A 21,320-nucleotide genomic window follows, 5' to 3' on the forward strand; every position below is an offset into this window, starting at 1 on the left:
TGCGAGGAAATTGCATAGCAATTGACGAAGCAATCTCAGGAGTTTATTATTACTTCATGAGATTGCCGTGCAGCCTGCAGCTGCTCACAATGACGACTCAATATTTGTGCGGGCAATGACGTAGCAAAACCTCACAACCCCACTAGATTTCTAGCAAAATCATGTCGGTTGAATATTTTTAAGTCCTCTATCTTCTCGCCTATACCGATAAAGTATAAGGGTAAATTAAATTTTTGTACTACTCCGACAATTACGCCCGCTTTAGCACTGCCGTCTAGTTTAGTCACGATAAGCCCCGTCAAATTAGTAGCATCATTAAAATGTTCTACTTGGTTATAAGTATTTTGTCCGGTAATAGCATCAATGACTAAAACGCTATGAGTGGGTGCATTCTCGTCTAGTTTTTTTATAACTTTTACAATCTTAGACAGTTCATCCATCAAATTTTTCTTATTATGAAGCCTACCTGCCGTATCGATAAAAAGTATATCGATATTTTGTTTCATCGATTCTTCCATCCCGCGATAAGCAACACTCGCAGGGTCAGCCGATTCTTCACCGGTAATAAGTAGTGCATTTGCTCTATCTGCCCAAGTACTTAGCTGATTTACGGCAGCTGCTCTAAAAGTATCGCAGGCTGCAACTGCTACTTTTTTCCCTTGTGCCGAGTACATTGCAGTAAGCTTACCTATAGTCGTGGTTTTACCTGCTCCGTTAACACCGCAAACTAAAATTACGTTTAATTTATTTTCGCTTAAGGTAAAAGGAATTTCTGATTTTGATAGCTGCTGCTCTATTAATTTAGCAAGGGCTTCTTTTACTGTATCACCATCTATTTCTTTGTCAAATTTTACCTTTTTAAACTCTTCAATAATATTAGTTACTATCGAAACACTCATATCACTTGAGATAAGTAGCTCTTCTAGCTCTTCTAGAGTTTCTGTATCTAATTTTTTCTTGTAAAATATTTTGTCGATACCTTCCGATATTTTATTAGAAGTTTTAGATAAACTTTGTTTTAATTTACTAAATATCGAAATCATATTAGATAGTTTTTTGTTTTATGAGTGTTGGTGTTACGCCTGCGTGAGTATCAAATCGTCATTCCGAGGAAATTACGTAAGTAATTGACGAAGCAATCTCAGGAGTTTGTTGTTATTTCATGAGATTGCCACGCAGCCTATGGCTCGCAATGACGATTAGGTATCTACACAGATAAGCCATCTTGCAATGATGATTAAGGTACTTATCTCTTTTTCTTATTTTTGCTTTTGTTTTTATTTCCGTCAGTGGTTTTATTGAATCTACCTAAATTTTTAACAAATTTTTGTAGTCCGTTAAGCTCCGTTCCATATGTCCTAGTATATTCATGGACTATTTCTATATCTTGTCTATGAGAATCATCTATTACTACTACTTCCTGCATAAAATTATTAGCATCAAACGTAATTTTTACTATCTTCTGCTTTTCAATTTTTGGATTAAGCCAAGCTCTTTGAGACATAACTCTTTCAACATAATACCAGGTATTTTGGGAATATTCCGGTACCATAGTAGGCGTACCTATTAACTCTACGACTTCTGTTTTATTTAGTTTTTTAGACTCTAATTTTACAAGTGCCGAATCATCTATGGATTGCCCTCTATTTTCGATAGTTTTGCAGCCGCTTAAGGAAAAAAAGGCTAATATACTAAAAATGTATGTTATAAAAATTTTCATAAGTTTAATTTTATCTAGATTTTATTACAGGATTATAATATACTGCTTCACTAATTTGACAAATACTTTTTAATTTATATTTAGAGAGGCTAATAATGGCAGTTCCAAAGAAAAAAACATCAAAATCAAGACGTAATATGAGACGTTCGCACTTAGCACTTGGCAAAGTTAACGTAATAGTTGATTCGCAAACCGGTGAATATAAGCTTCCGCATCACGTTTCTTTAGTCGACGGTACTTATAATAATCGTCCAGTAGTAACAAAGAAAATTAAAACTGAAGAAGAAGTAGCCTAAAAGATTTATGACCTGTAAAATTATTGGTTGCGGCGGGTATCTTCCTTCAAAAATAGTTAGTAATGATGAGCTTGCAAAATTCGTAGATACTAACGATGCATGGATTAGAACAAGAACAGGTATTACGCAGCGTCGTATAGCAGGTGATACAGAATATACTTCCCATCTTGCTTTAAAATCAGCTGAAAAAGCTGTAGTAGATGCAGGGATATCGGTAAATGATATTGATTTAATTATTACATGTACTACTACTCCCGATAATAGCTTCCCTTCGGTTGCCTCTAAGCTTCAAGGTTATCTTGGTTTAACTAATATACCGTCTTTTGATTTACAAGCAGTATGTGCCGGCTTTGTTTATGGTTTACAAGTAGCAAATTCTCTTATCTCATCAGGTAAATATAAAACTATTTTGCTTATAGGAGCCGAGAAAATGACGTCGTTATTAGATTGGAATGATAGGACTACTTGCGTTTTATTCGGTGATGGGGCTGGTAGCGTAATATTACAGCGTAGTAGTGATGATTCCGGTTTAATAGATAGTAATATCTTCTCAAGTGGGGCTGATTATGAAATATTATACACAAACGGTGGTGTAAGTATGAACGGTATTAGTGGCAAAATAGTTATGCAGGGGCAAAAATTATTTCGTCATGCAATAGAAAAAATGCAACAATCTATAAAAGATTTACTGCATGCTAATCAATTCAGTGTAAGCGATATTGATTATTTTATACCTCATCAAGCAAATATCCGTATTATAAATAAACTCGCTGAACTATTAAATATAGAAGAGCATAAAGTAGTGAAAACCGTAGAAAAACATGCTAACTGCTCTGCTGCTTCTATTCCGCTTGCTTTGAGTACTCTCAAAGCATCAGGCAAAATAAAAAAAGGTGATATTCTACTATTTTCAGCTATCGGTGCAGGTCTTACTTGGGGCAGTGCATTCATTAGATGGTGAATATACTCGTTTTATTAGACATCTTCCGAAACTCTACTGCTAGAGGTAATTTGTACGTTGATCCTGTACTCGAATCCTCACGTACCTCTATGTACGCTGCGGTTCTGCGTGCCGTGTCTCCTTCAAATTCCTCTCTATAAGCGAGTTTCTGAAGATGTCTATTTGAAAAATTGGCAACGGCTACTTTATTTGCTTATAATCCTCACATAATTTATATATACGCTGCGGTTATAAGCTTCAAAATCGATTCCTCTTTTCCCTATTAAACTTCATCTATCTATTTATCCAAAGTATATACTTGTATTATAAAAATGATATTTTTACCACATTTATACATTAATTGCATTTTATAATATTTTAGCCTTTAAACTAATAAAATAATGATATATACTAACTCACATAGCTTTTGGTTAGTTTAGTTTTATGACTAGCTAAAATGAATTAAATATTAATAAATTATAATCTCAAGGAGTTTAATTATGAAAACAAAGATTACATTAGCTTTTCTTGCATTATTTGTGCTTGTAGGGTGTAATACAACAAAAAGAGCACCGCAATTTGATGGTAATATTATGAACCAAGGTGAAGAAACTTCATTAATGAAAGATTTCGAGAAGCATGCAGGAAATGCCGTATGGTTTGCTTTTGATAGCTCTGCTTTATCACCAAAGACTAAGGAAGAACTAGAGAGACAAGCTTGCTGGTTATCAAAGCATCCTGAAGTAAAAGTTACTGTTGAAGGACATTGCGATGAACGAGGTACCAGAGAATATAACTTAGGTTTAGGTGAAAGAAGAGCAGCAGCAGTGAAAAAATTCTTAGTTTATAAAGGAATCGATCATAACAGATTAAATACAATCTCTTATGGTAAAGATAGACCTGCTATGATGGGTAATACTGAAGAAGCTTTTGCTTATAATCGTAGAGCTGTAACAGTTGTACACCACTAAAATTATTTACTAATTATAGTATCCTAAAAGGTTGAGTTTACTACTCGGCCTTTTTTTATTTATAACTTGATGTTATTATTGCGAAAGCGTTGATGCGTGGATACCAAATCGTCATTGCAAGCCATAGGCTGTGTGGCAATCTCATGAAATAACAACAAACTCCTGAGATTGCTTCGTCAATTACTTTGTAATTTCCTCACAATGACGAAAAAACTGAACCATATTGCCCTGTTTTCTAGGCGATACCTCAAAAATATAAAAATTTTACTAGACTCAACTGCATAATAATTATATAAATTTCAAATGAAAAGGGGCTGTAGCTCAGTTGGTCAGAGCACGCCGCTCATAACGGTGTGGTCGTAGGTTCAAGTCCTACCAGCCCCACCACACAAATTCTTATTTAAATTCGCATTAGCACTGAATTTATAATGATTAATCTAAAAACACTTTCTTGGTATCTTACTAAATTATATTCTAAGTGTTTCTTTATTATATTATTTCTTTTAATCGGGCTATTAATTATCTCAAATATTTTTGATCTTTTACAAAAATTCAAGAATATTTATGTTCCTTTTAGTTTTTTTTGGAGACTTATCTTATATAAGATTCCTTATTTACTAGATCAAGTATCTTCGTTAATTAGTTTTACCACTATGTTATTTTTTCTTAGAAATCTAACAAAAAATAATGAATTAACGGCTATGTTATCTAGCGGTATTCATATTTGGCAAGTGCTTGTTATTCCATGTATTGTAACTTTAATGTTAGGTATAGTTTTTACGACTATATTGAATCCTATCGGTACTATAGGCTTACAAAAATATGAGTTATTAGAAGCAAAACTAACTAAAAAAGCCTTGAGTGAGGGGATAATATCTAAATCAGGCTTATTATTTTTTGAAGCTTTAAATGATGAAAATCAAATTATCCAAACACAATTTATTAATGTTGCCGAGAAAAAATTAAATAATATTACAATTTTATTTGTTGATCATAATAATTCTTTTTTAAAGAGAATTGATGCATTATACGGTATTATTGAAAATAAGATGTTACATTTAAATAGAGTTAAGGTTTTCACAAAAGAGGAAACTAAGGCTTACAATAATTTAACTATACAAACAAATTTATCAATTAATAGTTTAGTAAATAAATTTATTCGTCCTGAAATGGTTTCTATTTGGGCTTTACCTAAATTAATTAATGAATTATTAAATTCAGGTTTACCGGCTATTAATTATCAAATTTATTATTACAAGCAATTATTTAAGCCTATAATGATGATGGCAACCGTAATTTTAGCAAGTTGTTTTATTAGTCTTAAACAGCGTGATAATTACCAAGAAAAAATACTGCTATTAGGTTTATTTTCAGGTTTTATATCATATTCGTTATCAGAAATATTATTAAAAATACTTACTTATAATAATTTGTCTTTAATTGCTGCTATTTTATTACCTAGTATGTTAATATTTTTTATTAGTAACTTTATTATGTTACATTATAAAGAAATTTAATATAGACGAAGTTTAATTTGGAAAAGAGCGAGAAGTCTCAGAATTTTTGACCACAGCTTAGAATACTAAGTGAGGATCAAAAATGAGAAGCGACGATGCCAATTTTTCAAATTAAACTTCGTCTATATTAAATTTTTATTTACTATGGGACTGTTTATTTTGTTAACAGTTCTATAGAAGTATTTTTAGAATTTAGAGAGAAAAAATAAAATGATAATGAAATTTTTGGAAGGGTTTTCTTCCGGTATGGCCATAGATCTTGGTACGGCAAATACTATTGTCTATCAAAAAAATTGTGGAATTGTTCTAAGGGAACCTTCTGTTATTGCGTTAATAAAAAAAGACGGTGCTTTTGTGCCTTATGCTTATGGTCATGAAGCAAAAATGATGCTTGGGCGTACTCCTACGGATATTGAAGCAAAAAGACCTTTAAAAGACGGTGTTATTGCTGATTTTAAGGGTGCAGAGGAAATGATAAAGTATTTTATTAGAATGGTGCATAATCGTCGCTCTTTTTTTGGGCCGACAATTGTTATTTGCGTGCCTTCCGGTTCTACGCCGGTTGAGCGTCGTGCTATCCAAGAAGCAGCAGAAAGTGCAGGGGGGAGGGATGTCTATTTAATTGAAGAACCTATGGCGGCAGCGATCGGAGCAGGGCTACCCGTAACGGAAGCGACCGGTTCGATGATTGTTGATATTGGAGGAGGCACTACCGAAGTTGCAGTTTTGTCACTAGGGGGCATAGTATATGCAAGGTCGGTAAGAGTCGGAGGTGATAAGATGGATGAAGCTATTATCTCATATATAAGAAGACACTATAACCTATTGATAGGTGAGGCTACTGCCGAAAAGATAAAGCAAGAAATAGGTACGGCTTATGTAGATGAGAATGCTGAGCCGAGAAAGATGGAAATTAAAGGACGTGATTTAATTTACGGTATTCCTAAAGAAATGATATTGAACGAAAGACAAATTGCTGATAGTCTAATTGAACCGGTAAGTCAAATTGTTGAAGCGGTAAAAGTAGCACTAGAAGCAACACCTCCTGAATTATCTTCAGATATAGTTGATAAGGGAATTGTTTTAACAGGCGGCGGCTCATTATTACGAAATCTTGATTTTGTTCTTAGTGAAGCCACTAAATTGCCAGTAATAGTTGCAGATGATGCCCTCTCTTGTGTGGCACTTGGAACAGGAAAAGTACTTGAAGATTTTACAAAGTTAAAACATGTACTATTTAAACAGGATTAAAAATGGCAATACTTGCAAATAGAGTAAAAAATTCTTCAAATTCATTAGAATTAATAAGAATAATATCAAATACTCTTAAGCGTTTTTTTGTTATATTTGGGCTTGGATTGTCTGTATATTTATTTTTTACTACACCTAAAAAAATATCTAGTATATCACTTGAAGTAACTGGTAGTATAGTATCAACTGGTTTAGCAGTTTATGACGATATATTTGAATATATAAATTCAATAACACAAAAATTTGTTTATTTTCAAGATTTAGAACGAAAAAATATAGAACTTAAACTTGAGATAGCAAGATTACAACATTTACAAAGTGAAGTAGAATCGGTAAGAGCCGAAAACATTGCATTAAAAGATTTGTTAACGATTGCTGAGGAAGAAGAATTTGAATATATTACTACTAAATTACTGAGTGTTTCCTTTAATCCCTTTTCTAGAACTGCTTTAATTTCTGCAGGTAAAAAGCAAGGCATTGAGCCTGATCAAATCGTTGTTAATTCAGGAAAATTAGTAGGAAAAGTAATAGAAGTGAGTAATAATTATGCTAAAGTAATGTTAATTAGCGATGTTAATTCTAGAATACCTATTAAAGCTAATTCTTCAAGAGAACAAGGTATTTTAGCAGGTAATAATAATAATAGTAAAATTTTATACTTGCCTAACAATCATTTAGTACAGAAAGATGAGGAGATAGTAACCTCTGGACACGGTAATATTTATCCTGCAGGTATTTTAGTGGGCTATGTGTCTAAAGTTACGGAACATGATGTTATGGTAAACGTAGCAGCTGATCTATCTAAAACAGAATTTGTACAAGTATTATTGCCTAAGGAGTAATTTCTGTTTTTTTGTACTCTATGTCATTACCGCAGAATCGGGGCTTTGTTGCATGGGGCAGTTTATGTCATTCTCGCGTAGGCATTGTTGCATGGACCGGTACAATCTCCTGTGTGTCACCCCGTGGCTTGACCACGGTGTCCAAAAAACAATAAAAAATACTAATAATTTTAGTATTTTTAACTGGATCCCGCGATCAAGTCGCGGGATGACAGAGGTGAAATTGATCAACGCAACAAAACTTTCCCGTATAGGCGGGAATTCAGCAAAATAACTTCAATATTGCTACAGAAGTTATATATTTGATAAAATAACCATATAAAAACTTGTTTTTATATGGTTTTACTAGATTTTCTCCTACGCGGGAATGACATTGAGTAGGCTTTTCGATCCATGTAACAAGGCTGGTAATACTCAACACACTTTGTATATATCTATCCTTTATTTATTCAGAGGTTATTAATATGGCACTTGCTACTAAAGTAAAAGAATTTTTAGAAGAAAAATTAAAACAAGAAAAGATAGATCGTAAATATCTTGCCGAAGTCACTAATATCCCTTATACGACTGTTAGCAGAATTATGAGAGCGGAAGCTAATCGTGAATTCAACCCTGAAATAGATACTATTTTAAAAATAGCAAAATATTTTAATTGTACTATGGATGAGGTAATAAAAAGAAAAGTACAGAATAATTCATAAAGCTTGATACAAGCGAATTTTGTATGACTCGCCTGTACTCTCACATAGTTTACCTACTGCTTTCGCAGGCTCGCATTTAAATTCATCTTGTCTAAATCTTTCTGAAATATGCTGTACCTAGGCAATAAAACATAAAATATGAAAACAAAAAATAAAAGAGTTCTTCAGAAATTCGCTTATAGGGAGGAATTTAAAGGAGACATGGAACGTAGCACCGCAGCAACGTCTAAATTACCTCTAGAAGTAGAACTTTCGAGGAACTTTAAAGGACTGATTATAATTTTATCTTCCCCTTCAGGTACAGGTAAGTCGAGTTTAGCTAAAGCATTATTGAAAATAGATAATAATTTGCGTTTATCTATTTCGGCAACTACAAGAAAACCACGTTTAGGAGAAGTAGAGGGCATAAACTATTACTTTAAGACCGGTCTAGAGTTTGAAGAATTAGTTAAGCAGAATAAATTCCTTGAATATGCCAAAATATACGATAATTATTACGGTACGCCTAAAGAATATGTCGAAATGTTATTAAATCAAGGCTTGGATGTTTTGTTTGATATTGATTGGCAAGGAGCAAGGAGTATTAAGAAAAATGCTACTAATGTTGTTGCTATATTTGTATTGCCTCCTAATATTGAAGTATTGGAACAACGCTTAAGAAATAGAGCGACCGATAATGAAGAAGCAATAAAATTACGTATGCAGTCGGCACAAAACGAAATATCACATGCTAATGAGTATGATTATGTAGTTACTAACGATGACTTTGATCGGACGCTTAAAAAAATACATGCGATTATAGTTGCAGAACGAGAAAAAGCGTTTTGACTTTGTCGTTTTTTTTTCTATACTGAGAAGAGTATGATTATGTAGTTACTAACGATGACTTTGATCGGACGCTTAAAAAAATACATGCGATTATAGTTGCAGAACGAGAAAAAGCGTTTTGACTTTGTCGTTTTTTTCTATACTGAGAATTAGACGTTATGTTTCTAATTTTCATGGTAATTTAAATGCTTAGAAAACAATTCCTTTCATCAATAATAAAACATTTTAAAACTCATAAAGTTTGTGCCTTGTTAGGACCAAGGCAGTGCGGAAAAACTACACTTTCTAAACAATTCGTAGAAGCTTATAATATTCCTAAAATCAATATTTTTGATCTTGAAAATCCTTTAGATTTAGCAAGGTTAAATGAACCGATGCTTGCTTTGTCTGATCTAAAAGGATTTGTTATTATTGATGAAATTCAGTATAAACCGAATCTATTCCCTATTTTAAGAGTTCTTGTTGATACAACTGATATTAAATTTTTAGTACTAGGCAGTGCATCAAGAGACTTAATTAAACAAGGTTCTGAAACACTAGCAGGTAGAATAGGTTATATTGAAATGACACCGTTTACCTTATCTGAAGTGTCAGGTACTCAGCAATTATGGATACGCGGTGGATTTCCTTTATCATATCTTGCAGATGATGAAGAGTTAAGTGCTTTATGGCGTCAGAATTACATTAAAACATTTTTAGAAAGAGATATACCAAATTTAGGTTTTACAATTCCGTCTATGCAGTTACGTAGGTTTTGGTTAATGCTTTGCCATTATCACGCTAATATATTTAATGCTTCAGAACTTGGAAATTCTTTATCTATCTCATATCATACCGCAAAGCATTATTTAGATATTTTAGAGGGAACTTTTATGATCCGTATTTTGCAGCCTTGGTATGAAAACCTTAAAAAAAGACAAGTTAAGACTCCAAAAATTTTTTTTAGAGATAGTGGAATATATCACGCTTTATTAGGCTTAAATAATTATGAATCTTTAAGCACTCATCCTAAAATAGGTGCATCATGGGAAGGATTTGCCTTAGAACAAATTATTAGATATTATAAAGCCGAACCGGAAGAATGTTATTTTTGGTCATCTCATAATGGAGCGGAAATAGATCTTTTAATTTTTAAAAATGGAAAACGTTTGGGGTTTGAAATTAAATATACAAATACACCAAGCATTACAAAATCAATACAAATATCTTTAGAAGATTTAAAACTTGATCAAATTAATATAATATTTCCAGGTGAGATTAGCTTTAAATTGTCAGAAAAAATACAAGCAATAGGCCTTTCGAGCTTAATTCAAAATAATACAAAAGCTGCAACTATATAGTTACAGCTTTTAGAATGTTATATTATTTCACATCCGCCTTTAGAAGCTTTACCGGCAAGCTTGATATCTTTGGAAGCATTATCCACACAATCACCTAAATCTTGATTATATTGGTGGATTTGACTACTCGCTTGCATAGCTTCTTTAAATATTGCGTTATATTGTTGCTGTTGTTCTTCAAATTGTACTTTTGCAGCTTCTAAAGCTGCTTTTCTTTGTTCAGGAGTTAAATTTTTAAATTTAGACATAATATTACCCTTTAGTTAAATTCCTCTCGTTTTATTACTTGCAACTTTAATATTAGGAGTACGAGCAGGATATAAACTCCCAGTATTAGTATCTTTTACTTGTGTTTGTTCTCTGATTTTATTAGCTAAAGATTTAGTTTTATCTACGTTAATTTTATTTAGTACTTTATTATGATGCTCTATATCCTTTACAACGCCGTCTGTCTTAATTGCTTTATGCTGATTTCTTAGAACTACATATTTTTCATATGCATCTAAATATTTTTCTGGTTCTTTTTTATAACGCTCTTTAATATCACTTCCTAATTTCTTTATTTTATCTTTATTTATGTTGTATTCTTTTTCACGTTTAATAATTTCTTGATCTAATATTTTTTTACTATTTTCAATCTTCTCTACACATACTTTATGTATTTTTAGCATTTCTTGGTGAAATTCTAATTCTTCTTTTAATTCTTTAACTTTTTTTGGCGCTAAGCCTTTTTCTTGTAATTGTTGTGATAAATTCGTTATTGTTGTATTTAATTGATTTAATTCTGTATGTGCTTGTTTGTGTTGTTCAGTTATTTTTTTATGGTTTTCATGTAATACTTTATGTGTTTGATTTAGTTTAAATATTTCTTCATGAGTTAATATTTCACGATTTAACTCTTTATGATCAATAATGTTTTCCTTTTCCAGTTTATTTATTATCTTATCTAAACGTTTATTACTTTCTTCAATTCTTTTAGTATCTTTAGTAATATTTTTTATAAATTCATTATGTAAATTATTAAGTGCAGCAATTCTTTGTGCAATTTCTTTTTCTTCTTCGGCAAGTTTTATTGCTCTTTGTGATTTTAGAAATTCTTGTTCTTGAGCCCTAGCTTTCTCAATAGATTGTTCTACTTCATAGTTCTTGAGCTTAGTTTCAGCATTCTCTTTTAGATTGGATATGTCAAAATTCAAGCCATATGAAGCTGCTTCGCTTTGTAAACTACTCAATTCTCTTAGAATCGTTTCTATTTGAGAGCGAGAATAAGAATTTTTAAGATACTCTTTTAAATTATTGAATTTATATTTTAATGTAGCTGTTATATCAGACATACATGCTAATCATCTTTAATATTAACGTCAAGAAACGTTAACAAAAGTTAATAATTAAGTCAAGAAAATTTTAACAAAAATTAATCTTGTATTTCTAGCCATTGATTTAATAACTCGTCTAGTTTCTTTTTATCATTAATTAATTGGCTAGTAATGCGGTTATATTTTTGAGGATTATCTAAATATAGATTAACGTCTTTAAGTTCTTTTTCTAAGTGTTTGATGGATATTTCTAGCTTTTCAATATCGTTGGGCAATGTTTCAAGCAAACGCTGATATTTATAAGATAGCTTTTTATTTAGAGGTTCTTTTTGAGAAGTTAGTGGTAGTGGTTTTGAAGCTTTTTTGGCTATAGGAGAGGTAGTAAAATACTGCTTATAATCTTCATAACCTCCTGTTAAATCATGAATTTTACCTTGAGCGAAAACTAAAGTTCTAGTAATTAACCTATCTAAAAAGTCACGATCATGGCTCACGACTATTAAAGTACCTGAATAATCTGCAAGTATATCTAGTAAAATTTCCAGACTATCCATATCGAGGTCATTAGTCGGTTCATCTAAAATTAACAGATTGCCAGGGTTAATTAGAATTTTTGCAAGTAATAATCTATTAGCTTCACCGCCTGATAAAATAGCGGTTTTTGCATTAAGTAGTTTAGGATTAAACATGAATTGTTTTAAATAACCAGCAACATGCATGGTTTTATTGTTTGGCAAAAATACTTGATCACCGCCTGTAGGACATAAAGTTTGTTGTAATGTATGATTAGGCTCTAGTTTTTCTCTATGTTGATCAAAATATGAAATATCTAAATTACCGCCATATATAATTTTGCCGCTTTCAGGGGTAAGCTGTTTTGTTAGTAGTTTGATAAAGGTAGATTTGCCTGCGCCATTTGCACCGATTATACCAATTTTCTCGCCTTTTTTTACACGAAAGCTAAAATTATCAATAATTTTAGTATTTTTATAACTAAAAGTAATATTATCTGCTTCAATAATGAATTTACTTTTAGCTATATTTCCGGCAAGCTCTGCCCTAACTCTTTGTGTTGAACTAGCTAGTTTTGCAGTCTGTTTTTGTGTTATTGCTCTTAAAGCTTTCAAATCTGCAAGTCTCTTTTGATTCCGCTTACGTCTAGCAGTAACACTGGAATTTAACCATTCGTTTTCTTGAGATAATTTTTTATTTAATTTCCGAAGAGCGGCTTCTTCTTGGTCTATGATAATTGTTTGCCATTCATCAAAAAATTTAAATCCTTTATCAGATTTACGTAAAATTCCTCTATCAAGCCACCAAATTTTATTAGTAACATTTGAGAGGAATGTTCTATCATGACTAACGCAAATAATAGCACCGTTATAAGATTTAACAAATTCTTCTAACCATTCGATTGTTGCAATATCTAGATGGTTAGTCGGTTCATCAAGTAGTAATATTTCCGGCTCTAATATTAGAGCTTTAGCAAGGCTTGCTCTTCTCAGTTGACCGCCTGAATAGGTGGATAAATTATCTGTTCCGTTGATTTGTAATTTTTCTAGAATTATATCTGTTTGGTATTTATCTATTTCTTTTGTACTATCTGTTTGTTGTAAGACAAAATCATAAACAGTTGGATGAGTTTTTATAGAAATATCTTGTCTTAAATAACCGGTTGTAACTAAAGGACCTTGAAATAATTCACCGTTATCTAGCTCATAATCACCTGATATTACTTTCATTAAGCTTGATTTCCCGCAGCCGTTACGTCCTATAAGACAAATCTTATCGCCTTTGTACAAATAAAGCTCTAAATCAGATAAAATTACTTTATCCGCAAAACTTAAGTTACCGTCTTTAATGTAATAAATTGGGGTCATAGTTGATTATTGGCTAGTTTTTATGTCATTCCTGCGAAAGCAGAAATCTAGAAAATATTACATATTTGATAGAATAAACATATAAAAACAAGTTTTTATATGTTTTACTGGATTTCTGCTTTCGCAGGAATGACATTGGTTAAAGGTTGGTAGATGAAGTTTAATTTGGAAAAGCGCAAGGAGTCCATAAGACGAGGAGCGGAACGTATACTTAATACGTGAGTACCACAGTGCTTATAGGACTTGGTGCCAATTTTTCAAATTAAACGAATATACTCTTAATCACTAAACTAGCATTAGTACCACCGAATCCGAACGAGTTGGAAAGCACGTAATCTATCTTAGTTTTCTTAGCTTTAAGTGCAACTAAATCTATATTCACCTCATCCATAGGGTTATCTAAGTTTAAGGTTGGCGGTGCAATCTGGTCTCTAATTGCAAGAGCTGAAAAGATAAACTCAACACTTCCTGCCGCACCAAGCAAATGTCCTATTGATGATTTAGTAGAAGACATTAAAACTTTGGGATTCACTTCTAAAAATAATTTTTGTACGGCTGCTAATTCTATTCCATCACCAAGTGTAGTAGAAGTACCGTGTGCATTAATATAATCAATCATATCGGGTGTGATAGTTGCATCTAGCATTGCGTCTCTCATAGCTCTATAAGCTCCTCTACCTTCAGGATGTGGAGCTGTCATATGATAGGCGTCACCTGTAGAGCCGTATCCTATAACTTCACCGTAAATTTTAGCCCCTCGATTTAAGGCATGCTCATATTCTTCTAAGACTACAACGCCTGCTCCTTCACCCATAACAAAGCCGCTGCGGTCTTTATCCCAAGGTCTTGAGGCTTTTTCAGGATTATCGTTATATTTAGTACATAATGCTCTAGCAGCAACGAAACCTGCAACTCCGACAGGTGTAACTGGAGCTTCCGCACCGCCTGCGATCATAACATCGGCATAGCCGTGTTTTATCATACGCATAGCATCGCCTATAGCATGTGCCCCTGTAGAGCAAGCTGTTGCTGCCGCTTGGTTTGGACCGCTAAAACCGTATTTTATAGAAACAAGACCGGATAAAAGATTAATTAATGAAGCGGGGATAAAGAAAGGACTAACTTTGCCGTTATTTGCTTGATAAAGTTTGATAGAGGTATCTTCGATCATTTTAAGCCCGCCGATTCCTGAACCTAATATCAAGCCAGTTCTATCACGAGATTTTTCATCGTTGGGTAACCAGCCGCTATCTTCAACTGCTTCGGTTACGGCTGCTACTCCGTAATGGATAAATTTATCCATTTTACTTAGTCTATTAACGTCATCTGCTTGTGTGAAATTTTCAAGTTTGAATCCATCTTTCTCAGAGTTATCTATAAGTCCGGCAATTTTACACGCAAGTTTAGAAGTGTCAAATTCTGTAATAGTTTTTATACCGCTTACTCCATCTACAATATTTTTCCAAGATGAGCTAACATTAAGCCCAACAGGAGTAACAAGTCCAAGTCCGGTAATAACTACTCTTTGATTCGACATTTTTAATTATCTATTAGGGATTTAATTTATGCAGATTAAGATTGGCGTTCTTTGATATATTTTATAACATCGGATACGGTTTTAATTTTAGTGGCTTCATCATCAGGGATATCAATACCATATTCAACTTCTATTGCCATCATTAACTCTACGGTATCAAGGCTATCGGCTTTCAAATCTTCTATAAATCTTGAATCCGTAGTTATTATCGATTTATCTTTATTTAGCTTTTCAGCAACCATTTCAATAACTTTCTGTTCGATCTTATCCGTTGTACTCATAATTTTGAACTCCATAAATCATTTAATTTTACATGCCGTATAATAGCGGTTATTCAGCTATTAGACTTTATTTTAACTGTATTGAATACTTATTTAAAATATTCATCGCATTTTATCTTTAAAAGAACTTTTAACACAAAAAATTATTTTATGCTAGCACAAAATAACCTTATTAATTTTTATACCATTAACATACCGCCGTTTACATGTATAGTTTGACCGGTAATATATGATGCCTGATCGCTTGCTAAAAATGCGACTGCGTTTGCCACGTCTTCCGGCATACCGTAAGTGCCTAGCGGAATTTTTTGTACTATAGCTTCTCTTTGTTTTTCATTTAGTTTATCGGTCATATCTGATTTAATAAATCCTGGAGCTACTGCGTTAACCGTAATTCCTCTGGTTGCAACTTCGTAAGAGAGCGATTTGGTCATACCTATTAAACCTGCTTTAGAAGCACAATAATTAGCCTGTCCGGGGTTACCTGAAATTCCTACTATTGAAGATATGTTAATAATACGTCCATACCTGTTTTGTATCATTTTTTTTATTGCTTCACGATTTAAAATAAAATTTGCTTTTAAATTAATATCAATAACTTTGTCAAAATCTTCATCTTTCATTCTAATTGCTAGCGTATCGCTAGTAATACCGGCATTACATACTAAAATATCTAACTTTGATGCTTTAGATATTAGATTGCTACATTCTTCCTTATCGGCAAGATTACATACTTCTATCGTATAATTATCTTTTACAACCTTTCCAAGGGATTTTAATTTTTCCTCATTACTACCGCTAATAATTACATGGCTTCCGAGTTTGTGCAGTAACCTCGCTATAGCTCCGCCTATGCCTCCTGAAGCTCCCGTAATTAAGGAAGTTTTACCTGTTAAATCAATCATTTTCTTCCTCCGTTTGATCAAGATTTATATTAGTAATTTTTGATGATTTTTCACGTATTATTTTCTCAATTTCGTTGGAAATTTGTGGGTGTTCTTTTAAATATTGTTTGACGTTTTCACGCCCTTGACCTATACGTACGTTCTTGTAGGAAAACCAAGAGCCGGATTTCTCAACAATATCAAGCTTAACTCCAAGGTCGATTATCTCGCCTTCTTTTGAAATACCTGAACCGTACATTATATCAAAATCTGCAGTTTTAAATGGAGGAGATACTTTATTTTTGACTACTTTTACTTTGGTTTGGCTGCCTATTACTTCTTCTTTATCTTTAATGGAGCCGATTCTTCTTATATCGATCCTAACAGAAGCATAGAATTTTAAGGCATTACCGCCTGTCGTAGTTTCAGGACTACCGAACATCACACCTATTTTCATTCTGATTTGATTGATGAAAACAGTAATACAATTGGTGCGATTAATTGATGCGGTAAGTTTACGCAAAGCCTGGCTCATTAACCTTGCTTGAGAAGCCATTTGAGCATCACCCATTTCGCCCTCAATCTCTGATTTCGGTACTAAAGCCGCGACACTATCTATTATTATCATATCAATACCGCCGGAGCGAATTAACGTATCGGCAATTTCTAGGGCTTGTTCACCTGTATCGGGCTGTGAAATAATAAGTTCATCAATATTTACGCCTAATTTTTTAGCATAAGCAGGGTCTAATGCATGCTCGGCATCAATAAAAGCACATGTACCACCCTTTTTTTGAGCTTCTGCAATTAAATGCAATGTTAGAGTGGTTTTACCTGAGCTTTCAGGACCGAAAATCTCGATGATTCTACCTTTGGGAACACCGCCGATTCCAAGAGCTATATCTAGCCCAAGTGAGCCGGTCGATACAGCCTCTATATCAACATGCGGACGCTGCCCTAGTTTCATTACCGAACCTTTACCGTGGCTTTTTTCAATTTGTGCGAGTGCTGCGGCAATGGCTCTTTCCTTATCTGTATTTGACATAAATTTCCATATTATAAACTTACCAATTAAAATATAAAAATATAAGTTTGAGAAAGAAAAATCAAATTTTATTTATGTTATTGTGCTTGTAAGATTAAATCTTGACTTCCATACTAGGTGATGCTTAGATGTTAAATTTACTTGTGTTATGGTTAATTGATTTGGACTTGCTTACTATGTTACCAACTTAACCTAGGACTATTAACAAAATAAATTTTAAAGCTAATTAAATTACTTGTTAACAGTTCCATAGTTCTCGAAAAAGATAGATTTAGTAAAACCCTTATTAAATAACTTATCACATATGGTATTACAATTTCCGCAAACTGAATATATCACTAAAGATAATTAATCATCTATATCTTATAAATTTAGATGACATATTTTAATTGTTTTAAGCATTTGCTTACTTTTGGTATCGATGGATGCTACAATCTTGCATGCTGTTATGCCTACTATAATCCTTGATTTAAAACCATCTAATTTACAACAATTATGGATAATCAATGCATATGTATTAGTATTATCAGGTCTTCTAATTACCGCAGGTGCATTAGGAGATAGATTTGGTCGTAAAAGATTATTACTTTGAGGGCTTTTAGTTTTTTCCATCGCTTCAATGTTAGTTTATGTATTTGATAGCTCATGGGGATTAGTATTATGTCGTGCTTTACTTTAGGAGGATCAGTGATGATGCCTTCCACTTTATCGATATTGCCTAACATTTTTACTAATACACATGAACGTATGATCGCAATATCCGTGTGGGGAATAATGGCAACCGTAGGAGTTACAGGACCAGTACTAGGAGGAGTATTGGTTGAGCTTTTAAGTTGGCAATTTGCATTTTTTATAAATGCACCTATTGCATTAGTAATTATTGCTTTTGGCATAGTTTGGATTCCTGAATCATCTAATCCTAGTAATGAACCATGGGATTGGATACGAGTATTTCAATCGTTTTTTGGGATGACAGCTTTAGTTCAAGGCATTAAGATGTAGATACGGTATTATGAATCTAGCATCCGGCGGAATGCTATTAATTGGCATTGTGTTACTAATAATATTTACCTAACGCCAACTTAAAATTGATGATCCGTTAGTTTATTCTTAATTAGCAATTTTAGTATAGGAGTAATAGTTTATTTGCTGATTACGTGTGTCTTAGGATCCATAATGTATCTTATGTCCTTATGGTTACAGTTTATCAAAGGGGTTAAATCCTTTATATGCAGGTCTTTATATGTTGCCTGCAGCAGTTTTTGCTTTAATTGCATCTTTAGTTATGGCATATTTACTCACACGATTTATCGCACGTGTAATAATGTTTAGTGGGCTTATCTTTACTACTATATCATTGATTTTACCTAGTATATTAGACTATAGAGATTTATTATCGAATACTATATATCTTGGATTGCTTGGTATAGGAAGTAGTCTATGCTTCTCTACCACTGTAACAGTTATGATGAATGCAGTACCGGCAGAGAGATCCGGAGGTGCAGCAGCATTACAAGAAACAGCATATGAATTAGGTAATGTATTAGGTATAGCTGTTATTGTGAGTATTACGTCTTTTATATATAGTAACAATCTAGTAATCCCTCACGGTGTTTCTGTATCAATGGCAGAAATAGCTCGTGACTCAATCGGTGAAGGAATAATTATTGCTCAATAACTACCACCTTCATTTGTTCACGAATTAATTAAGGAGGTAATTAAGGAGGTTAATATTACTTTTATAAATGCATTTAATATAGTAGGTATTATTCTAGGAGTAATCATGCTAATATTGGTGGGTGTGATTATGTATGTTCTTCCTCCTTTTAAAGCATCTACCTCTCTACATTAATATGATGAAACTGGTATAGAAACCTTACCGTCTTTTGCTATTTTTGCACTATTTACCATAATGGTTAATAATGATCTTTAGTGCTTATTTTTATAGTAGGTAGTTAATAAAAATGAGATGATGATATTTTTAAGACTATAAATCATTACTAAATATTTTTTCTAATTCTGCTAAGCGTTGTTCTATTCTTTCGATATTGCTTTTTGTTATAGGTCTTTCTAGTAAATCTGCTTCGGCTCTTAGATTTTTTTTATTTTCATTTAAAGTAAATTCTATGACGAGTCTTGAGATGGTTTTAGTATTTTGGTCAGACATATTTGTTCTCGATTGATTAAACTTAAACTGCTCAAGTTTCAACCACCGAAGAGAAATAAACTCTTGGTGGTCGGGGGAGTAAGAAAACCATCAACGATAGCCATAATAGCCTTTAGGTTCTAAGCTTAAGCTTTAAACCTTGGACATAACTATTATGACCCCGACCGGAATAAAGCCGAGGATTGCATCAGTTTTGTGAGAGATGTTCTCACTTTTGGCAAAGGTTTTGACGCCCCGAAATAGCACTTTGCTACTCTAAGTATCATTTTATGTATAACTTTCAAAAAGTCAATGATGGTTTGTTATGGTACTAACAATGTTCTATGCTTCTATACCTGAGGAGTCATATGGTGATGATACATCGGCTAATAACGGCATTTCGCAATTTTGATAGTCAATATCTGTGTAATGAGGGTTAAATATCTCAAATATTTCTGTAATGCTTTCTTTATATTCTTCAGACTCGGGATTTGCTGTTCGTATAGTTGTTATTAAACGTGCAAAGTTGCTGATAGTATTAAAACTATCATCACCGCCAAGACCCTTACATATTTCATGCAATATTCCGCTTGAAGAATCTAAGTTTATTGCTATAGCGGATGGGGAATTTAATTTTACAATTTCATTATTTAAATTAGTTAGTGGTAGTATTGAGAATTCATATTCCTTAATAGATTTTGCTAGTTTTATAATATCATGTAAATTATTAATTTTTATAATTTCATCTAATATAACTGCATTATTCTTAAAATTTTCATGTAGTAGTTCTACAAATGCTAATTCTTTATTCTTCATTACTAAATCTAAATTTTCATTTTTTATATTTCTTCCCTTATAGCAATCCCATCCATATTTAATGCAATACCCTAAGATAGTACCTACAGCTAATGTTCCTAATGCTACTCCAGCTATATAAGAACCGCTATATCCACCGTCATTTGTATCATCGTTAGGTCTTTCTGTAGTAGGGGCAGTGTAAGTTTTACCGAGTTGATCTAAAATATCTTTACCTATTTCTGTAGGAGAGACATTATCTAAAGAGAGACCTAAGTAATTTAGAGTATTTTCAAGAGTATTTATAAACGATTCGCGAGGGATTAAAGTTTCTTTATAAGCGTTATAGTTTTGTAAAGCACTCATAGCTTCTTCTTTAGTGCATTCATTTAAACCTAAGAAATCAACTCCGCTAGTTTCAGTGATATTGCCTTGAGAGAACATATAATCATTTATTACTTTATAAAGTTGACCAAGAATACTAGCCGTACCATTTTGATGAGGTGTTACGGCTTGTTGTAAAAGTATATGAGAATTATTTTCAGCATCGATAAAAATATTATTTATTGGAGTATTTAAACCATTGTTGCACTCTTGGTATAGTATTGAAAAATCATTTGGGGACTCATTGAAAGATTGTTTAATGTTTTTCCAATTACACTGTGCATTATCTACTATATAACCTTTTTTAAAAGCTCCTTCAACAGTACTATATACTGATGAAAATATAGTACCGCTTAATTTATGAATGATGTAGCTTATATTACCCGTTAAATTGCTTACTATTTCATTTCCAAATATAGGCATAACGCATTTAAAATTTATATTTAATATAGATGCCATAATGTTACTCCTTTAATTAATAAAACGTGGTTTCTAAAGTATGTTAATGTTTTTGTCAAGATAAAGTTAAAATAAATTAATATATCGAAAGATTTGAGAAAGATGATTGTTATGCTGTAATGTTTCGTTTTTTCGTCATTGCGACGGGAGGCAAAGCCTCGACGTGGCAATCTCAGGCATTTTGTAC

The 21,320-nt window shown here is 32.7% G+C and carries 23 protein-coding genes, 1 tRNA gene and 1 pseudogene; 13 read left to right on the forward strand and 12 right to left on the reverse strand.

The features are described 5' to 3' along the window. Positions 1–131: 131 nt before the first annotated feature. Positions 132–1,043 (reverse strand): signal recognition particle-docking protein FtsY, encoded by a 912-nt coding sequence (gene ftsY, locus AB4K15_RS06460; RefSeq protein WP_032073614.1) that lies wholly within the window; start codon positions 1,041–1,043, stop codon positions 132–134. Between the two features lie 203 nt (positions 1,044–1,246). Then, positions 1,247–1,720, reverse strand: coding sequence for an outer membrane protein assembly factor BamE (locus AB4K15_RS06465; RefSeq protein WP_014392786.1), 474 nt, complete (start codon positions 1,718–1,720; stop codon positions 1,247–1,249). A 95-nt stretch (positions 1,721–1,815) separates the two neighbouring features. Here AB4K15_RS06465 and rpmF point away from each other — a divergent pair, with 95 nt between their 5' ends. Both rpmF and AB4K15_RS06475 read left to right on the forward strand, forming a co-directional pair. Further along, positions 1,816–2,016 (forward strand): 50S ribosomal protein L32, encoded by a 201-nt coding sequence (gene rpmF, locus AB4K15_RS06470; RefSeq protein WP_014014787.1) that lies wholly within the window; start codon positions 1,816–1,818, stop codon positions 2,014–2,016. A 7-nt stretch (positions 2,017–2,023) separates the two neighbouring features. Continuing rightward, positions 2,024–2,977 carry a beta-ketoacyl-ACP synthase III gene (locus AB4K15_RS06475; protein ID WP_032073613.1) on the forward strand — a complete coding sequence of 318 codons (954 nt, stop codon included), beginning with the start codon at positions 2,024–2,026 and terminating at the stop codon, positions 2,975–2,977. On the opposite strand, the pseudogene AB4K15_RS06480 reads toward AB4K15_RS06475, so the two are convergent. Continuing rightward, positions 2,967–3,240: pseudogene (locus AB4K15_RS06480) on the reverse strand (palindromic element RPE1 domain-containing protein). The gene AB4K15_RS06475 and the pseudogene AB4K15_RS06480 sit on opposite strands and share 11 nt — an antisense overlap. A gap of 216 nt (positions 3,241–3,456) precedes the next feature. Between AB4K15_RS06480 and pal the strand changes: the two are divergent. From pal to AB4K15_RS06520, 8 genes are all read left to right on the forward strand, one after another. After that, on the forward strand, positions 3,457–3,927 hold the full coding sequence (pal, locus tag AB4K15_RS06485) for a peptidoglycan-associated lipoprotein Pal (protein WP_032073612.1): 471 nt from the start codon (positions 3,457–3,459) through the stop codon (positions 3,925–3,927). A gap of 310 nt (positions 3,928–4,237) precedes the next feature. Continuing rightward, a tRNA-Ile gene (locus AB4K15_RS06490) sits at positions 4,238–4,314 on the forward strand. Positions 4,315–4,355: 41 nt separating this feature from the next. Then, a complete protein-coding gene (locus AB4K15_RS06495; RefSeq protein WP_500225353.1) occupies positions 4,356–5,444 on the forward strand; it encodes an LptF/LptG family permease in 1,089 nt (362 codons plus the stop codon). Between the two features lie 210 nt (positions 5,445–5,654). Next, positions 5,655–6,695 carry a rod shape-determining protein gene (locus AB4K15_RS06500; protein WP_010977764.1) on the forward strand — a complete coding sequence of 347 codons (1,041 nt, stop codon included), beginning with the start codon at positions 5,655–5,657 and terminating at the stop codon, positions 6,693–6,695. Positions 6,696–6,697: 2 nt separating this feature from the next. Continuing rightward, the gene (gene mreC, locus AB4K15_RS06505; protein WP_500225356.1) at positions 6,698–7,537 is read left to right on the forward strand and encodes a rod shape-determining protein MreC; all 840 of its coding nucleotides are present in this window, start codon (positions 6,698–6,700) and stop codon (positions 7,535–7,537) included. 464 nt (positions 7,538–8,001) lie between these two features. After that, positions 8,002–8,238: a helix-turn-helix domain-containing protein gene (locus AB4K15_RS06510; protein ID WP_004997409.1), complete on the forward strand. Its 237-nt coding sequence runs from the start codon at positions 8,002–8,004 to the stop codon at positions 8,236–8,238. Positions 8,239–8,376: 138 nt separating this feature from the next. Beyond that, positions 8,377–9,066 carry a guanylate kinase gene (gene gmk, locus AB4K15_RS06515; protein ID WP_500225358.1) on the forward strand — a complete coding sequence of 230 codons (690 nt, stop codon included), beginning with the start codon at positions 8,377–8,379 and terminating at the stop codon, positions 9,064–9,066. A 185-nt stretch (positions 9,067–9,251) separates the two neighbouring features. Continuing rightward, the gene (locus AB4K15_RS06520; protein WP_032073607.1) at positions 9,252–10,406 is read left to right on the forward strand and encodes an ATP-binding protein; all 1,155 of its coding nucleotides are present in this window, start codon (positions 9,252–9,254) and stop codon (positions 10,404–10,406) included. Between the two features lie 17 nt (positions 10,407–10,423). Here AB4K15_RS06520 and AB4K15_RS06525 read toward each other — a convergent pair whose 3' ends face one another. The 7 genes from AB4K15_RS06525 to recA form a co-directional block, all read right to left on the reverse strand. Then, positions 10,424–10,654 (reverse strand): hypothetical protein, encoded by a 231-nt coding sequence (locus AB4K15_RS06525; protein WP_032073606.1) that lies wholly within the window; start codon positions 10,652–10,654, stop codon positions 10,424–10,426. 15 nt (positions 10,655–10,669) lie between these two features. Then, a complete protein-coding gene (gene roaM / locus AB4K15_RS06530) occupies positions 10,670–11,740 on the reverse strand; it encodes an actin-based motility regulator RoaM (RefSeq protein ID WP_500225361.1) in 1,071 nt (356 codons plus the stop codon). 80 nt (positions 11,741–11,820) lie between these two features. Continuing rightward, a complete protein-coding gene (locus AB4K15_RS06535; protein WP_500225769.1) occupies positions 11,821–13,602 on the reverse strand; it encodes an ABC-F family ATP-binding cassette domain-containing protein in 1,782 nt (593 codons plus the stop codon). Positions 13,603–13,864: 262 nt separating this feature from the next. After that, positions 13,865–15,139 (reverse strand): beta-ketoacyl-ACP synthase II, encoded by a 1,275-nt coding sequence (fabF, locus tag AB4K15_RS06540; RefSeq protein ID WP_032073576.1) that lies wholly within the window; start codon positions 15,137–15,139, stop codon positions 13,865–13,867. A gap of 35 nt (positions 15,140–15,174) precedes the next feature. Beyond that, positions 15,175–15,435, reverse strand: coding sequence for an acyl carrier protein (acpP, locus tag AB4K15_RS06545; protein WP_008579292.1), 261 nt, complete (start codon positions 15,433–15,435; stop codon positions 15,175–15,177). A gap of 164 nt (positions 15,436–15,599) precedes the next feature. Next, positions 15,600–16,325 carry a 3-oxoacyl-ACP reductase FabG gene (fabG, locus tag AB4K15_RS06550; RefSeq protein WP_032073575.1) on the reverse strand — a complete coding sequence of 242 codons (726 nt, stop codon included), beginning with the start codon at positions 16,323–16,325 and terminating at the stop codon, positions 15,600–15,602. Beyond that, the gene (recA, locus tag AB4K15_RS06555) at positions 16,318–17,349 is read right to left on the reverse strand and encodes a recombinase RecA (protein ID WP_032073574.1); all 1,032 of its coding nucleotides are present in this window, start codon (positions 17,347–17,349) and stop codon (positions 16,318–16,320) included. The genes fabG and recA overlap by 8 nt, the downstream gene beginning before the upstream one ends. Before the next feature lie 421 nt (positions 17,350–17,770). On the opposite strand from recA, the gene AB4K15_RS06560 reads away from it, so the two are divergent. From AB4K15_RS06560 to AB4K15_RS06570, 3 genes are all read left to right on the forward strand, one after another. Then, the gene (locus tag AB4K15_RS06560) at positions 17,771–17,941 is read left to right on the forward strand and encodes a hypothetical protein (protein WP_500225365.1); all 171 of its coding nucleotides are present in this window, start codon (positions 17,771–17,773) and stop codon (positions 17,939–17,941) included. Between the two features lie 68 nt (positions 17,942–18,009). Further along, positions 18,010–18,351 carry an MFS transporter gene (locus tag AB4K15_RS06565; RefSeq protein WP_500225367.1) on the forward strand — a complete coding sequence of 114 codons (342 nt, stop codon included), beginning with the start codon at positions 18,010–18,012 and terminating at the stop codon, positions 18,349–18,351. Between the two features lie 241 nt (positions 18,352–18,592). Then, the gene (locus AB4K15_RS06570; protein WP_500225369.1) at positions 18,593–19,027 is read left to right on the forward strand and encodes an MFS transporter; all 435 of its coding nucleotides are present in this window, start codon (positions 18,593–18,595) and stop codon (positions 19,025–19,027) included. Between the two features lie 309 nt (positions 19,028–19,336). Here the strand turns inward: AB4K15_RS06570 and AB4K15_RS06575 are convergent, their stop codons facing one another. Both AB4K15_RS06575 and AB4K15_RS06580 read right to left on the reverse strand, forming a co-directional pair. Then, positions 19,337–19,516, reverse strand: a complete 180-nt coding sequence (locus AB4K15_RS06575) for a hypothetical protein (RefSeq protein ID WP_032073573.1) — start codon at positions 19,514–19,516, stop codon at positions 19,337–19,339. A 321-nt stretch (positions 19,517–19,837) separates the two neighbouring features. Then, a complete protein-coding gene (locus AB4K15_RS06580) occupies positions 19,838–21,133 on the reverse strand; it encodes a DUF5460 family protein (protein ID WP_500225370.1) in 1,296 nt (431 codons plus the stop codon). Positions 21,134–21,320: the final 187 nt, after the last annotated feature.

The sequence above is a fragment of the Rickettsia aeschlimannii genome (assembly GCF_047973405.1).
Classification (GTDB): Bacteria; Pseudomonadota; Alphaproteobacteria; order Rickettsiales; family Rickettsiaceae; genus Rickettsia; species Rickettsia rickettsii.

Bases quoted from the DNA above. Each gene is read 5' to 3' on its own strand.
- gmk (WP_500225358.1), top strand. From the start codon at position 8,377: ATGAAAACAAAAAATAAAAGAGTTCTTCAGAAATTCGCTTATAGGGAG.
- AB4K15_RS06475 (WP_032073613.1), top strand. From the start codon at position 2,024: ATGACCTGTAAAATTATTGGTTGCGGCGGGTATCTTCCTTCAAAAATA.
- AB4K15_RS06495 (WP_500225353.1), top strand. From the start codon at position 4,356: ATGATTAATCTAAAAACACTTTCTTGGTATCTTACTAAATTATATTCT.
- AB4K15_RS06560 (WP_500225365.1), top strand. From the start codon at position 17,771: ATGGATGCTACAATCTTGCATGCTGTTATGCCTACTATAATCCTTGAT.
- AB4K15_RS06525 (WP_032073606.1), bottom strand. From the start codon at position 10,654: ATGTCTAAATTTAAAAATTTAACTCCTGAACAAAGAAAAGCAGCTTTA.
- AB4K15_RS06520 (WP_032073607.1), top strand. From the start codon at position 9,252: ATGCTTAGAAAACAATTCCTTTCATCAATAATAAAACATTTTAAAACT.
- AB4K15_RS06570 (WP_500225369.1), top strand. From the start codon at position 18,593: ATGTTGCCTGCAGCAGTTTTTGCTTTAATTGCATCTTTAGTTATGGCA.
- mreC (WP_500225356.1), top strand. From the start codon at position 6,698: ATGGCAATACTTGCAAATAGAGTAAAAAATTCTTCAAATTCATTAGAA.
- acpP (WP_008579292.1), bottom strand. From the start codon at position 15,435: ATGGAGTTCAAAATTATGAGTACAACGGATAAGATCGAACAGAAAGTT.
- AB4K15_RS06575 (WP_032073573.1), bottom strand. From the start codon at position 19,516: ATGTCTGACCAAAATACTAAAACCATCTCAAGACTCGTCATAGAATTT.
- AB4K15_RS06535 (WP_500225769.1), bottom strand. From the start codon at position 13,602: ATGACCCCAATTTATTACATTAAAGACGGTAACTTAAGTTTTGCGGAT.
- pal (WP_032073612.1), top strand. From the start codon at position 3,457: ATGAAAACAAAGATTACATTAGCTTTTCTTGCATTATTTGTGCTTGTA.
- rpmF (WP_014014787.1), top strand. From the start codon at position 1,816: ATGGCAGTTCCAAAGAAAAAAACATCAAAATCAAGACGTAATATGAGA.
- ftsY (WP_032073614.1), bottom strand. From the start codon at position 1,043: ATGATTTCGATATTTAGTAAATTAAAACAAAGTTTATCTAAAACTTCT.
- fabG (WP_032073575.1), bottom strand. From the start codon at position 16,325: ATGATTGATTTAACAGGTAAAACTTCCTTAATTACGGGAGCTTCAGGA.
- AB4K15_RS06500 (WP_010977764.1), top strand. From the start codon at position 5,655: ATGATAATGAAATTTTTGGAAGGGTTTTCTTCCGGTATGGCCATAGAT.
- recA (WP_032073574.1), bottom strand. From the start codon at position 17,349: ATGTCAAATACAGATAAGGAAAGAGCCATTGCCGCAGCACTCGCACAA.
- AB4K15_RS06565 (WP_500225367.1), top strand. From the start codon at position 18,010: ATGTCGTGCTTTACTTTAGGAGGATCAGTGATGATGCCTTCCACTTTA.
- roaM (WP_500225361.1), bottom strand. From the start codon at position 11,740: ATGTCTGATATAACAGCTACATTAAAATATAAATTCAATAATTTAAAA.
- AB4K15_RS06580 (WP_500225370.1), bottom strand. From the start codon at position 21,133: ATGGCATCTATATTAAATATAAATTTTAAATGCGTTATGCCTATATTT.
- fabF (WP_032073576.1), bottom strand. From the start codon at position 15,139: ATGTCGAATCAAAGAGTAGTTATTACCGGACTTGGACTTGTTACTCCT.
- AB4K15_RS06510 (WP_004997409.1), top strand. From the start codon at position 8,002: ATGGCACTTGCTACTAAAGTAAAAGAATTTTTAGAAGAAAAATTAAAA.
- AB4K15_RS06465 (WP_014392786.1), bottom strand. From the start codon at position 1,720: ATGAAAATTTTTATAACATACATTTTTAGTATATTAGCCTTTTTTTCC.